The 12,943-nt window shown below is 41.4% G+C and carries 15 protein-coding genes; all 15 read left to right on the top strand.

Features of this window, described 5'->3' with window-relative positions; all coding sequences use genetic code 11:
• Window positions 1-46: 46 nt before the first annotated feature.
• The 15 genes from dnaJ (at window position 47) to IEW67_RS01165 (ending at window position 12,910) form a co-directional block, all read left to right on the top strand.
• On the top strand, window positions 47-1,165 hold the full coding sequence (gene dnaJ / locus IEW67_RS01235; RefSeq protein WP_188631232.1) for a molecular chaperone DnaJ: 1,119 nt from the start codon (window positions 47-49) through the stop codon (window positions 1,163-1,165).
• Window positions 1,166-1,227: 62 nt separating this feature from the next.
• Complete coding sequence (gene prmA, locus IEW67_RS01230) at window positions 1,228-2,184, top strand: 50S ribosomal protein L11 methyltransferase (RefSeq protein WP_188631231.1); 957 nt, start codon at window positions 1,228-1,230, stop codon at window positions 2,182-2,184.
• A gap of 1 nt (window position 2,185) precedes the next feature.
• Complete coding sequence (locus IEW67_RS01225) at window positions 2,186-2,944, top strand: 16S rRNA (uracil(1498)-N(3))-methyltransferase (RefSeq protein WP_188631230.1); 759 nt, start codon at window positions 2,186-2,188, stop codon at window positions 2,942-2,944.
• Window positions 2,944-4,296 (top strand): tRNA (N(6)-L-threonylcarbamoyladenosine(37)-C(2))-methylthiotransferase MtaB, encoded by a 1,353-nt coding sequence (mtaB, locus tag IEW67_RS01220; protein ID WP_188631229.1) that lies wholly within the window; start codon window positions 2,944-2,946, stop codon window positions 4,294-4,296. The genes IEW67_RS01225 and mtaB overlap by 1 nt, the downstream gene beginning before the upstream one ends.
• Before the next feature lie 80 nt (window positions 4,297-4,376).
• The gene (deoC, locus tag IEW67_RS01215; RefSeq protein WP_188631228.1) at window positions 4,377-5,048 is read left to right on the top strand and encodes a deoxyribose-phosphate aldolase; all 672 of its coding nucleotides are present in this window, start codon (window positions 4,377-4,379) and stop codon (window positions 5,046-5,048) included.
• Window positions 5,049-5,192: 144 nt separating this feature from the next.
• Window positions 5,193-5,366, top strand: coding sequence for a 30S ribosomal protein S21 (rpsU, locus tag IEW67_RS01210; RefSeq protein WP_188631227.1), 174 nt, complete (start codon window positions 5,193-5,195; stop codon window positions 5,364-5,366).
• Between the two features lie 18 nt (window positions 5,367-5,384).
• Window positions 5,385-5,831: a GatB/YqeY domain-containing protein gene (locus tag IEW67_RS01205; protein WP_188631226.1), complete on the top strand. Its 447-nt coding sequence runs from the start codon at window positions 5,385-5,387 to the stop codon at window positions 5,829-5,831.
• A 319-nt stretch (window positions 5,832-6,150) separates the two neighbouring features.
• The gene (locus IEW67_RS01200; protein WP_188631225.1) at window positions 6,151-7,488 is read left to right on the top strand and encodes an NfeD family protein; all 1,338 of its coding nucleotides are present in this window, start codon (window positions 6,151-6,153) and stop codon (window positions 7,486-7,488) included.
• Window positions 7,489-7,507: 19 nt separating this feature from the next.
• Window positions 7,508-8,515 (top strand): flotillin-like protein FloA, encoded by a 1,008-nt coding sequence (gene floA / locus IEW67_RS01195; protein ID WP_188631224.1) that lies wholly within the window; start codon window positions 7,508-7,510, stop codon window positions 8,513-8,515.
• A gap of 32 nt (window positions 8,516-8,547) precedes the next feature.
• Window positions 8,548-9,021: a YqfB family membrane protein gene (locus IEW67_RS01190; RefSeq protein ID WP_188631223.1), complete on the top strand. Its 474-nt coding sequence runs from the start codon at window positions 8,548-8,550 to the stop codon at window positions 9,019-9,021.
• A 337-nt stretch (window positions 9,022-9,358) separates the two neighbouring features.
• On the top strand, window positions 9,359-9,664 hold the full coding sequence (gene yqfC / locus IEW67_RS01185) for a sporulation protein YqfC (protein ID WP_188631222.1): 306 nt from the start codon (window positions 9,359-9,361) through the stop codon (window positions 9,662-9,664).
• 139 nt (window positions 9,665-9,803) lie between these two features.
• The gene (gene yqfD, locus IEW67_RS01180; RefSeq protein WP_188631221.1) at window positions 9,804-11,030 is read left to right on the top strand and encodes a sporulation protein YqfD; all 1,227 of its coding nucleotides are present in this window, start codon (window positions 9,804-9,806) and stop codon (window positions 11,028-11,030) included.
• Window positions 11,031-11,032: 2 nt separating this feature from the next.
• A complete protein-coding gene (locus IEW67_RS01175) occupies window positions 11,033-11,989 on the top strand; it encodes a PhoH family protein (RefSeq protein ID WP_188631220.1) in 957 nt (318 codons plus the stop codon).
• Window positions 11,990-12,096: 107 nt separating this feature from the next.
• Window positions 12,097-12,561 (top strand): rRNA maturation RNase YbeY, encoded by a 465-nt coding sequence (gene ybeY / locus IEW67_RS01170; protein ID WP_188631219.1) that lies wholly within the window; start codon window positions 12,097-12,099, stop codon window positions 12,559-12,561.
• On the top strand, window positions 12,539-12,910 hold the full coding sequence (locus tag IEW67_RS01165) for a diacylglycerol kinase family protein (RefSeq protein ID WP_229671641.1): 372 nt from the start codon (window positions 12,539-12,541) through the stop codon (window positions 12,908-12,910). The genes ybeY and IEW67_RS01165 overlap by 23 nt, the downstream gene beginning before the upstream one ends.
• Window positions 12,911-12,943 lie beyond the last annotated feature (33 nt).

Raw genomic sequence — 12,943 nt, 5'->3', positions numbered from 1 at the left:
TGATATGATAAAATGAATGCAATAGTGTCGGGAGAGTGATTCACAAGTGAGTAAGCGTGACTATTATGAAATTCTTGGCGTTGATAAAGACGCTTCTAAAGATGAAATAAAAAAAGCTTATCGTAAACTGGCAAGAAAGTACCATCCGGATGTCAGCGAAGAAGAAAATGCGGCTGACAAATTTAAAGAAGCAAAAGAAGCTTATGAGGTGCTGAGCGACGAGCAAAAGCGAACTCAATATGATCAGTTCGGCCATGCAGGTGCACAAGGCCAAGGCGGATTCGGTGGTGCACAGGACTTTGGTGACTTCGGTGGTTTTGGTGATATATTTGATATGTTCTTTGGTGGCGGCCGCCGTCGTGATCCAAACGCCCCGCAGCAAGGTGCTGATTTGCAATATACCATGACGCTGGACTTTGAAGAAGCCATTTTTGGAAAAGAAGCGGATATCAACATTCCAAAAGAAGAAGAATGTGATACGTGTGATGGCTCTGGTGCAAAGCCAGGCACAAAAGCCAAAACATGTTCGCATTGTCAAGGTTCGGGTCAATTGAATACGGAGCAGAATACACCATTTGGCCGTGTTGTTAATCGGCGTGTGTGCCATCACTGTAATGGAACCGGTAAAATTATTCCGGAAAAATGCAATACCTGCGGCGGTACTGGTAAAGTGAAAAAGCATAAAAGTATTCATATTTCGATTCCAAAAGGAATTGACGAAGGACACCAAATAAGGGTTGCCGGCAAGGGTGAACCTGGTGTGAATGGGGGTCCTCCAGGTGACTTATTTGTCGTTATTCAAGTACGTTCTCATGAATTTTTCGAACGTGAAGGAGATCATATTAATTGTGAGCTTCCAATAACATTTGCCCAGGCTGCTCTCGGGGACGAAGTAGAAGTGCCGACAGTACATGGTAAAGTGATGCTGACAATACCTGTGGGCACACAGACAGGGAAGGTTTTCCGGTTGAAAGGTAAAGGTGCTCCGAATGTGCGCGGTCATGGCTATGGGGATCAACATGTCCAAATCAGAGTGGTAACTCCAAACAGTCTTTCGGAGCGGCAAAAAGAACTGTTACGTGAATTTAATGAAATTGGCGGAAACGAATCAACTGATGAACAAGGGTCATTGTTCCAGCGTTTTAAAAATGCATTCAAAAGCTAAATGAAGGTGCTGCCCCAGCACCTTTTACATAAAAACAGTTTTCAGGAAACAGGTGGGTTAATGTGAACTGGTCTGAAATGCGTGTTCATACAACAAATGAAGCGGTTGAACCAATTTCCAATATTATGCACGAAGCAGGGGCTAGCGGAATTGTTATTGAAGATCCCACCGATTTAGTTAAAGAACGCGATACGTTTTTCGGTGAGGTATATGATTTAAACGCTGATGAATATCCTGAGGAAGGTGTTTACATCAAGGCTTATTTGCCTGTGAACAGATCTCTCGGAAAAATGATGAAAGAAATAAAGCAGTCGATTAACAATCTGAAGTTTCACGATATTAATTTGGGACGAAATGAGATAACTTTTAGTGAAATAAATGAAGATGAGTGGGCTACAGCATGGAAAAAATATTATAGACCCATTAAAATATCTGAAAAAATTACCATCGTTCCAACGTGGGAGGACTATAAGCCCGTATCTGCCGATGAAATGATTATTGAACTTGACCCGGGAATGGCGTTTGGGACCGGTACACATCCGACAACAATGTTAAGCATCCAGGCTATTGAGCATTACATAAATAAAAATGATGTTGTCATTGATGTAGGGTCCGGTTCCGGTATTCTGAGCATTGCTTCAGCTTTACTTGGGTCGAAGGAAGTTTATGCTTTTGACCTTGATGATGTTGCTGTCAAAAGCACAGGAATCAATTCAAAACTTAATGGTATAGAAAGAAAAGTGTTTCCGGAGCAGAACAATCTACTGGAACATATTGATATGCAAGCGGATATCATTGTTTCAAATATTTTAGCTGAGATCATTGTGAGGTTCATTGCTGACGCATGGAATAACCTGAAGCCGGATGGTGTGTTCATAACTTCCGGTATTATTCAGGCAAAAAAACAAATGGTACTGGATGAACTGGTGAAAGCGGGATTCGAAATTATCACGATAGACGAAATGGAAGACTGGGTATCAATTGTAGCTAAAAAGAATCAAAGGAAGAGTGGTGTCTGATTTGCAGCGTTATTTTATACCATCAGAAAATTGGACAGATAATAAGGTTACGATTACCGGTGATGACGTACATCACATCGCACGAGTGATGCGCTCCCATACAGGTGAAGAAATCATCTGCAACCATCCTGATGGATACGCTGCAGTCTGCCGGATTACAGACATTGAAAAAGACACTGTTTATACAATTATTAGCAAATGGCTTGAAGAATCATCTGAATCGCCCATTGACGTAACGATTGCCCAGGGTTTGCCCAAAAGCGATAAAATGGAGTTTGTACTTCAAAAAGGAGCTGAGTTGGGGGCTGCTTCATTTATCCCGGTCCAAACTGATCGGTCAGTGACTGTGTGGGATCAAAAAAAGACTGATAAAAAATTAAAGCGTTATTCAAAAATTATAAAAGAGGCGAGTGAACAAAGTCACCGCAATAAAATTCCCCGGATCCAAAAAGTGATGTCGACAACCGAACTAGCAACGGACAGTGGTAACTATCAGATAAAACTATTCGCCTATGAAGAAGAAGCAAAAAATGAAGTGTTTCAATCCCTTGGAACAGCCATAAGCAAAATTAGTCGCGGTGATCGGGTCTTGCTGGTGATCGGGCCGGAAGGTGGATTTTCCGGCCGGGAGGCGGATGTGTTGAAACAAAATGAATTTATTCCAGTCAGATTAGGTCCGCGTATTTTGCGGACTGAAACAGCATCTTTATATGCATTGGCAAGCATATCGTATCATTTTGAAGAATTGAGGTGGACATAGTGCCAAAAGTAGCTTTCCATACCTTAGGATGTAAAGTGAACCAATATGAAACTGAAGGAATTTGGAATATGTTTAAAAATAACGGCTATGAACGTGTCGATTTTGACCGTCAGTCGGATGTATATGTTATTAATACGTGCACTGTAACAAATACTGGTGACAAGAAAAGCAGACAGGTTATCAGACGGGCAGTGCGCAAAAATCCGGATGCTGTTATTTGTGTGACAGGTTGTTATGCTCAAACATCCCCTGGTGAAATTATGGAGATCCCTGGCGTCGATGTGATCGTCGGAACGCAAAACAGAAAGAAAATGATTGATTATATCGAAGAGCACCAGAAGACACGCGAACCCGTGAATGGTGTTACAAATATCATGAAAAATCGCGTCTTCGAGGAGATGGACGTGCCTGATTTTACCGACCGTACACGAGCATCGCTTAAGATTCAGGAAGGTTGCAATAATTTCTGTACTTTTTGTATTATACCATGGTCCAGGGGCCTGTTACGATCAAGGGAACCTGAAAATGTCATTAAACAGGCACAAAATCTTGTTGATGCAGGGTATAAAGAGATCGTACTGACAGGAATCCATACGGCAGGTTATGGAGAAGACATGAATGATTATAACTTTGCTAAACTTCTCCAGCAGATTGAAACAGAGGTTAAAGGTCTGAAGCGGATTCGTATTTCCTCCATTGAAGCAAGTCAGATTACGGATGAAGTCATCGATGTACTGGATAAATCAGAAAAAATTGTCCGGCATTTGCATATTCCTTTGCAGGCAGGATCTGATGCAGTATTGCATCGCATGCGGAGGAAATATTCAACTGACTATTATAAGCAGAAGGTGGATAAAATCCGCAAAGCTCTGCCTGGTCTGGCTATCACATCTGACGTAATTGTCGGATTTCCGGGCGAGACGGAAAAGGAATTCATGGAGACGTATAATTTTGTTAAAGAAATCGGATACTCAGAGCTGCACGTTTTTCCATTCTCAAGAAGAACAGGTACACCAGCTGCCCGTATGACTGATCAAGTTGATACTGATATCAAAAATGAACGAGTCAATCGAATGATTGAGTTATCGAACCAGCTTGCAAAAGAATACGCATCTGATTATGAAGACGAAGTACTTGAGGTTATTCCGGAAGAACATGTGAATGAAACAGACGAGAGCATGCTTGAAGGTTATACAGATAATTACTTAAAAGTCCGGTTTAACGGAACGAAAGATTTAATCGGCCAAATTGTACGCGTAAAAATCACTCAATCAGGCTATCCTTACAACAAAGCCACATTTGTTAGGGTTATGGATGATGCTAATAGTGAAAGGGTGGAAATGCGCTCTTAATTCCCGAATAAGAAACTGTGCGTTACTGCATTATGAAGTGTTGAAAAATAAGGACAACTGATGATTGGAGGAGGTAATATATGAGTGTAAATCTTGCTCAATACATTGATCATACACAGCTGAAGCCTGATACAGCGAAGGAGAAAATTGAGCAAATTGTTCAAGAGGCACGGGAACATGGTTTCGCTTCTGTCTGCGTCAACCCGTATTGGGTCCCGTTCTGCTACGATAGTTTGAAAAATACTGGCGTAAAAGTATGTACTGTCATAGGATTTCCCCTTGGTGCTACCTCGACTTCGAGCAAAGTGTACGAAGCAAAACAAGCCATTCAAGATGGTGCTGAAGAAATAGATATGGTGATCAATATCGGCGAAATAAAGGCAAAAAATGATAATGCCGCACAGCAGGACATCGAAGCTGTTGTTGAAGCGGCAAAAGGGAAAGCTTTAACTAAAGTGATTATCGAAACGTCACTGTTGACAGACGATGAAAAAGTGCGTGCATGTAAGGCAGCAAAAGCAGCGAGCGCAGACTTTGTTAAAACATCTACAGGTTTTTCCGGTGGTGGAGCGACTATAGAAGATGTCAAATTAATGCGTCAAGCAGTTGGCAGTGAAATGGGAATTAAAGCTTCAGGCGGTATTCGTGACCTGGCGACAACAAGAGCTATGATTGATGCAGGTGCAACACGTATCGGTGCAAGTGCCAGTGTTGATATCATAGCTGGTGAAAGAGGAACATCCGACTATTAATTCGTGCTTGAATTTTTGTCCTTTGACAATATTTAAGTTGACCTAATCTGTTCTATTATATTATAATTAGCAGAGACATGTGATATATAATACATGTTTTTGCTATTATTTTTTGTTTTGTGCTTCGGAGGGAGGGAAATTAGCATGTCAAATACAACTCGCGTTCGTAAAAACGAGTCTCTTGAAGATGCTCTTCGTCGCTTTAAACGCAACGTATCCAAAAGCGGTACATTGCAGGAATATCGTAAGCGTGAACATTATGAAAAGCCAAGCGAACGACGCAAGAAAAAGTCAGAAGCTGCCAGAAAACGCAAATAGTAAAGAAGGTGCGGGGCCATGACATTAGCTGAACAGCTGAACCAGGATATGAAACAGGCGATGAAAAGCAAGGAAAAAGACAAACTTGCAGTCATACGAATGTTAAAAGCCTCATTGCAAAATGAGTCCATTAAACTTGGTAATAAAAATCTTTCTGAAGACGAGGAACTGACAGTACTTTCAAGAGAACTGAAACAAAGGAAGGATTCCCTCCAAGAATTTAAATCAGCTGGACGCGATGATCTCGTTGATAAACTTAAAGTCGAAATTGATGTGATTCAGGCGTATATGCCCCGGCAGCTGACCGAAAAAGAGCTGGAGGAAATAGTGAAAACAGCTATTAAGGAAATCGATGCCACTTCCAAAAAAGATATGGGCAAAATAATGAATACGGTCATGCCTAAAGTCAAAGGTCAGGCAGATGGCGCACTGATTAATAAACTTGTTCAAAAGCACTTAAACTAAATAGTTAAGGGTGAAAATAAAATGGACCAGAACATCGGATGACAAAATCCTTACTGGCCAAAACTTACGGCCGACGCAAACAGTCAGCAATGAATCAGGTGGTTCGTTTTCACCGGCTATTTGAACAATTTTGCAGATTCTTTTTAAAGGTCTTGTCATGGATGGCAAGGCCTTTAATATGTTTAGACTTTATTTTTAACAGAGAACTATCAACGAGACCTCGGGTTATGTTACGATTTACTCATATACATAATTGAAACCATTTACATTTTTAAAACGTAAGAATCATTGTCGGGTTCATCAGAGAGGGGGGATCAGTTTGTATGATGGCAGACGCAGAGCGCTCAGAGTGTTCGCACTTTTACTTATTGTAATATGTTTTGTGCCGAGCTTGTTTTCTGCTTCGCATGCTGAAGGCAGTGGGGGGGAGACGGTTTATGTTATCCCGATAGAAAATGAAGTGGAAAAAGGACTGGAAGCTTTTCTGAAACGAGCTACTGAAGAGGCTGAACAGGAAGGTGCCGATCATATTATTTTTGAAATTGACACTCCGGGCGGTGCTGTCGCAGCTGCTGAACAAATCGGTGAGTTAATACAGAATTTAGAAATTAAAACGACATCTTTTATTGTTAATAAAGCATTATCTGCCGGATCCTATATTGCACTGAATACAGATAACATTTACATGAAACCCCATGCCACTATGGGTGCAAGCGGCGTCATCAATCAGGATGGAACAGCTGCTGATAAAAAAGCCCAGTCAGCATGGATCTCGGCTATGAAAAGTTCAGCAGAATCAAAAGGCCGCAATCCGTTGTATGCAGCCGCAATGGCAGACCCAAGTATTGATCTTCCGGAGTATGATGCTGAAGAAGGCAAGTACTTGACACTGGGCTCTGGACCAGCTGAAGAAGTCGGTTATTCAAACGGTACCGTTAAAAATCGCACAGAACTACTGAAGGCACTGGATCTTAGTAATGCAACTGTTGTTGAACAAGAGATGACAATTTCTGAACGCATAGCACGTTTTATCACAAATCCTGTTGTGGTTCCTATTCTGCTGTCAATTGCAAGTCTTGGCCTGGTAGTTGAAGTATTTTCCCCTGGGTTTGGAATCCCTGGTATAATGGGCGTGCTGGCATTAATTCTGTTTTTTTACGGTCATATGGTCGCAGGGCTGGCAGGCATGGAAGCACTGGTGTTATTAATTCTGGGTGTCGTTTTAGTTGTAGCAGAGTTATTTCTTCCCGGCGGAATTGCAGGATTGATTGGTATTGGAGCAATTATCACCTCGCTAATCATGTCGGGTCAGGATATAGGCCATATGGCGATGAGTATCAGTATTGCTTTTATTGTTACGATTATTGCGTCCATAATTTTATTTAAAACGATGGGAGGGAGTAAAGGATTCTTTCAACGGATGATATTAACTGATCAGACGTCAACAGAACTGGGTTATGTATCTTCTGAGAACCGCCTTGAACTAATTGGCTTGAAGGGTAAAACCGTAACGCCACTTCGTCCTTCAGGCACTGCCCTGTTTGGTGATGAACGTTTGGATGTCGTAACAGAGGGAGGATTTATCGAAAAAGACCAGCCGGTAAAAGTTGTTAAAGTTGAAGGCGTTCGAGTTGTAGTACGTGAGATGAACACATAGATGGACAGGAGGAATTTGCATGGGTATTGAACAATTAATGCCAATTATAGTCATTGCGATCATTATAATCGCTTTAGCGGTGTTGTTTACTTTTATTCCAATTATGCTTTGGATTAGTGCCCTGGCTGCAGGGGTGAAAGTAGGTATTTTTACACTTGTTGGTATGCGCTTGCGCCGGGTTGTACCTTCGAGGGTGATCAATCCGCTGATTAAGGCACATAAAGCAGGACTGGATCTCTCGACGAATCAGCTGGAAAGCCACTATCTGGCTGGCGGTAATGTCGATCGGGTGGTAAATGCTCTGATCGCAGCACATCGTGCTAATATCGAATTGTCATTTGAACGAGCGGCAGCAATCGATTTGGCGGGTCGTGATGTGTTGGATGCTGTTCAGATGAGTGTTAACCCAAAAGTTATTGAAACTCCTTTTATTGCAGGTATTGCAATCGACGGCATTGAAGTCAAAGCAAAAGCACGTATCACGGTAAGGGCGAACATTGATCGTCTTGTCGGTGGTGCCGGAGAAGACACAGTCATTGCACGTGTCGGTGAAGGTGTTGTAAGTACCATTGGGAGTTCAGAAGCACATACGAAGGTACTGGAAAATCCTGATGCCATCTCACATAATATTTTGGGGAGAGGCTTGGATGCAGGTACAGCGTTTGAAATTCTGTCAATTGATATTGCTGACGTAGATATCGGGAAAAATATTGGTGCAATTCTTCAAACGGATCAAGCTGAAGCGGACAAAAATATTGCTCAAGCTAAAGCTGAAGAAAGACGCTCGATGGCCGTTGCACAAGAGCAGGAAATGGTTGCCCGGGTTGAAGAAATGCGTGCCAAGGTGGTTGAAGCCGAAGCTGACGTGCCACGTGCACTTGCGGAAGCTTTACGTTCCGGCAATATGGGTGTCATGGATTATATGAACTATAAGAACATTGATGCTGATACGGGTATGCGTGATACGATTGGTAAGTTAAGTCAGGATAATGATAATGAGGGAAATGATGATCATCATAGCAACTAATTTGGCAGATCATCCACATAAGGAGGGATAAGATGGAAGTCATTTTAATTATCCTTGCTATCGTTGCTTCAATTTCGGGGTTGTTTAAGGATAAATCTGATACGGATACGCCGGTCCCGCAACGCAAGAATAATCAGTCGGAACCGACTCCTGCTCCCTCAGGAAGCGGGCAAACCCGCAGCAGTACTGAGAACGAAACAGAAACACAAACGACGGTTTCCGCTTCGTCAATTGAAGAACAACAGGATGAACAGCGCAAGCAATTGGCTGAGCGGATGAACACAACGAAACACCAGTATACAGAACAAGAACATGATGCAATAATCAGCCATAAAACCCGGAAATCAGACACTGATTTAACAGATCAACAACTGAAATTGAGAAAAAACATGAATAACAACTTAACACGGTCAGGTTTAATCAACGGTGTTATCATGTCTGAGGTTTTAGGACAGTCAAGAGCTGTAAAACCGTATCGCAGTATCATTACACAGCGAAAAAAATAATGGAATTTTCATTAGAAGAGGTTGTTCAAAAAGTCCGGTAAACATGACACTTCGAATTTCTTCGTTGGCTTGTTTCTCCGCTCCTTGGAAAAGAACACCACTTTTCCTACGTGCGATGCAGATTCATGGAAGCATTACTTATGCTCATGTATTTAAAAGCATACATTCCGCTGCTCGAAACTGCGCCGCCTCGAACTTCTTGGTCCTTTTTATCCTCCTTTTTGAACACGCACTAGAACCGATATCGGGTCGACCGAAAACTGCCCGATATCGGTTCTTTTTTTGTTCTTATCCAGCCGCCCAATTCATAAATATATTGTGAGAGGGGGCCTCATCAATGAGAAAATGGCAACAGCAGATTAGGCCATGGTTATCAAAATATTTTTCACTTCCTTCAGATGTCATGATGGAGCTGCCCAGGATCACAATGATTGGACAGCTTCATATCTATATTGAAAATCACCAAGGGTTAACGGTTTACTCTGATAAAGAATTGAGACTTAAGTCGAACAAAGGCTATATACAGATCACTGGAAGTCAATTTGTTTTAAAAATGATGCTCCCTGAAGAGATATTGCTAGAAGGTACTATAGAGGAAGTGAAATTTATAACTGGCGGTAAGACCTCCACTTTAAACATTTGAGTTAGTAAACTGTGACGTGAAGACTTGACCACTAAAAAAACTGATGCGTTTAACTCACAATCAGCAGCGGATGGATTGTCTGTTCCTGCTGATTGAAGACTCACTTTATATTACAGTAAATGGATAATAGGAGGAGGAAATGAAACATATACAGGGCACTTCAATGAAGGGGTTTATTACAGTGCTGGTTGAGGGTAGGCAGCCAGAGCTATTCTTTCAAAGATGTATTGAACGGGGTGTTGTCGTTTGGAACGTGGAAAAAAAATCCGAAACCACTTGTTCCGGAAGCATTAAATTAAGCGACCTCTCCAATGTAAAAAAATTGAGAAACGGGACAGATTATAAGTTAATTTTTACAAATAAGGGCGGTATGCCATTTTTACTTAAACGTTTTGCCCGGAAAAAAGAGCTGCTCGTTGGTCTTTTACTAAGTATACTGCTCACTTTTTTCTTGTCCAACATTATTTGGGAAGTCAAGATAACAGGAGTTCCCAAAGATATTGAAGAGAAAATCAGTGAAAAATTGGAAGCATATGGTATACATCAAGGGACGTGGGCACTCTCATTGGACTCACCAAGTGATATTCAGCAACGCCTAATAAACGATATACCTGAATTACTATGGGTCGGAATTCAACAAAATGGGACAAGCTTTAAGCTGGAAGGTGTTGAAAAAAAAATTGTTGAGGAAGAAGAAGTTGAGGGTCCAAGAAACCTTGTGGCGACCAAAAAAGGTGTGATTGAAAACATGTATGTTGCCAAGGGATTGCCCAAGGTACAAGTGAACGACTTTGTCGAGCCGGGAGATGTGCTTGTTTCCGGTAAAATACAATTTAAAAACGAAGATGATAGTGATGTAAATGATGAGAAAGAAGACGATTCATATGAACTGATTGCAGCAGAAGGAGAAGTTATTGCGAAAACGTGGTATGAAACAGAAGTGACAATACCGCTAAAAGCCAGTCATGAGCGTTTGACCGGTAATAACGAAATGAAATACCATCTTAAAATCGGAAACTTGGAATTACCTCTATGGGGATTTGGGGATCCGGAGTACCAGGATATTCATCGTGACCGGCATGAAAAGGATCTGTATTTTTTTAAATGGAAATTACCGGTATCGCTGATGGAAACAACATTAAGTGAAAAAAGATATTTTAAGACTGAAAGGACCAAAGCGGAGGCTGTTGATATAGGAATAAGGCAAGCTAAAAATGAATTGCAGTTAAAGCTAGGGCCTGAAGCGGAAATAATTTCTGAAAATATTTTGCAAGAAACCACCGAGAGTGGTAAAGTTAAATTAATCTTATATATGGCTGTGGAAGAAGATATTGTTAAACAAGAACCAATCGACCAAGGAGATTGATTATGCCGAACAACTTGAAAACAATTGAGTTACAGCTGGCAGGTCCAAATGAAGCTTTGGCATTGTTTGGGACCAATGATAAATATTTAAAGCAGATTGAAGAACTTCTTAATATTTCACTCGTTACAAGAGGCGAGCAGGTGAGTGTTTCAGGCAGCAATGAACATATAGCATTGGCAGAGGAAATTCTTATGGCACTGCTATCAGTTGTCAGAAAAGGACTTGACATTACCGAACGGGATGTTGTTTATGCGGTGGAGTTGGCTAAGAAAGATCAGACCGATCAATTTGAAACTCTTTTTGAAGATGAAATAACCAAAAATGTAAAAGGAAAGTCAATCCGTGTCCAAACATTGGGTCAGAAGCGCTATATAGAAGCTATCAAATCTGATGATTTAGTCTTTGGTATAGGGCCGGCGGGTACCGGCAAAACATATCTTGCAATAGTTATGGCCGTACATGCCTTGAAAAACGGAGAAGTTAAACGGATTATTTTAACGCGTCCTGCCGTCGAAGCAGGTGAAAGCTTAGGCTTCCTGCCGGGTGATTTAAAAGAAAAAGTGGATCCATATTTACGGCCTTTATATGATGCTTTACATGATGTGTTTGGCAGTGAGCATACATTAAGGCTGATCGAGCGCGACACGATTGAGATTGCACCATTAGCTTATATGCGCGGACGGACGCTTGATGATGCATTTGTTATATTGGATGAAGCGCAAAATACTACACCGGAACAAATCAAGATGTTTTTGACTCGCCTGGGCTTTGGATCAAAAATGGTTGTCAATGGGGATATAACCCAAATCGATTTGCCCAAAGGGGTTCAATCAGGTCTGCAGGTAGCTAACCGGCTTTTAGCATCGGTTGATGGCATATCATTTATTTATTTAAGCGGTTCAGATGTTGTACGTCATCCTTTAGTGCAAAAAATCATTGATGCTTATGAAGCTAATTGAGTTCTAAAGCAGCGTTTACTCGGAATTTTGTACCAGGTCAATGGCGAATACTGACTGTAATGGACTTTCGTTTAATAGTTTAATATCCCATCAAGGAGGCTCCAATCATGCATATCGATTTTCACGATCAGACAAAATCCGTACCTTCCGATTACATTGATTTACTGCAACGGTTGCTGGTATATACAGCTGAAAAAGAAGCAATCGCCAGTGAAGCTGAAGTTTCCGTTACGTTTGTCAGCAATCAGGAGATTAAAGAAATCAACCGGAATTATCGACAACAGGACAGACCAACAGATGTCATCTCATTTGCGATGCAGGAAAAAGTAACAGATGAGGTGGAGATTATAGGCGAGGATCTTCCGCTGATGCTGGGTGATATTGTTATTTCCGTTGACAAAGCCGAAGAACAGGCAGACGAGTACGAGCACTCGTTGGAGAGGGAATTGAGTTTTCTGACTGTTCATGGTTTTCTCCATCTTCTTGGCTATGATCATATGAACAAAGAAGATGAAGCGGAAATGTTTCAAAAGCAAGAGGACATATTGGGTGAGTTTGGTATTGAGCGATAAACGGAAGGGATCACTATTCGGTTTTTCGCATGCATGGGATGGCCTTAAAGCCGTTGTCAGAACTGAAATGAATTTCAGAATACACCTTATAACCGCTTTTCTAGTTATGTTAGCCGGCTTATTCTTTCGTCTGACTGCTGTTGAATGGATCATGATTTTTTTCGCAATAGGTCTGGTTCTGATTGCTGAGATGCTGAATACAGCTATTGAGAAAACGCTGGATTACTTAAAACCAGATTTACATCCGCAGGCAAAGCTAATCAAAGACCTTTCGGCAGGTGCAGTGCTGATTTCAGCTTTGGTTGCTACTGTGGTGGGATTGCTTGTTTTTCTTCCTGAATTTCTCTAACTTATTTTTAATAGTATTTAATCAGAACCTTCC

It is taken from the genome of Lentibacillus kapialis (assembly GCF_014646635.1).
Taxonomy (GTDB): domain Bacteria; phylum Bacillota; class Bacilli; order Bacillales; family Amphibacillaceae; genus Lentibacillus; species Lentibacillus kapialis.
This window is presented reverse-complemented; position numbering and strand designations above follow the sequence as displayed.

Coding starts and splice junctions, on each gene's coding strand:
- IEW67_RS01175 (WP_188631220.1), top strand. CDS start 11,033: ATGCCGAACAACTTGAAAACAATTGAGTTACAGCTGGCAGGTCCAAAT.
- IEW67_RS01205 (WP_188631226.1), top strand. CDS start 5,385: ATGACATTAGCTGAACAGCTGAACCAGGATATGAAACAGGCGATGAAA.
- rpsU (WP_188631227.1), top strand. CDS start 5,193: ATGTCAAATACAACTCGCGTTCGTAAAAACGAGTCTCTTGAAGATGCT.
- ybeY (WP_188631219.1), top strand. CDS start 12,097: ATGCATATCGATTTTCACGATCAGACAAAATCCGTACCTTCCGATTAC.
- yqfC (WP_188631222.1), top strand. CDS start 9,359: ATGAGAAAATGGCAACAGCAGATTAGGCCATGGTTATCAAAATATTTT.
- deoC (WP_188631228.1), top strand. CDS start 4,377: ATGAGTGTAAATCTTGCTCAATACATTGATCATACACAGCTGAAGCCT.
- floA (WP_188631224.1), top strand. CDS start 7,508: ATGGGTATTGAACAATTAATGCCAATTATAGTCATTGCGATCATTATA.
- IEW67_RS01190 (WP_188631223.1), top strand. CDS start 8,548: ATGGAAGTCATTTTAATTATCCTTGCTATCGTTGCTTCAATTTCGGGG.
- yqfD (WP_188631221.1), top strand. CDS start 9,804: ATGAAACATATACAGGGCACTTCAATGAAGGGGTTTATTACAGTGCTG.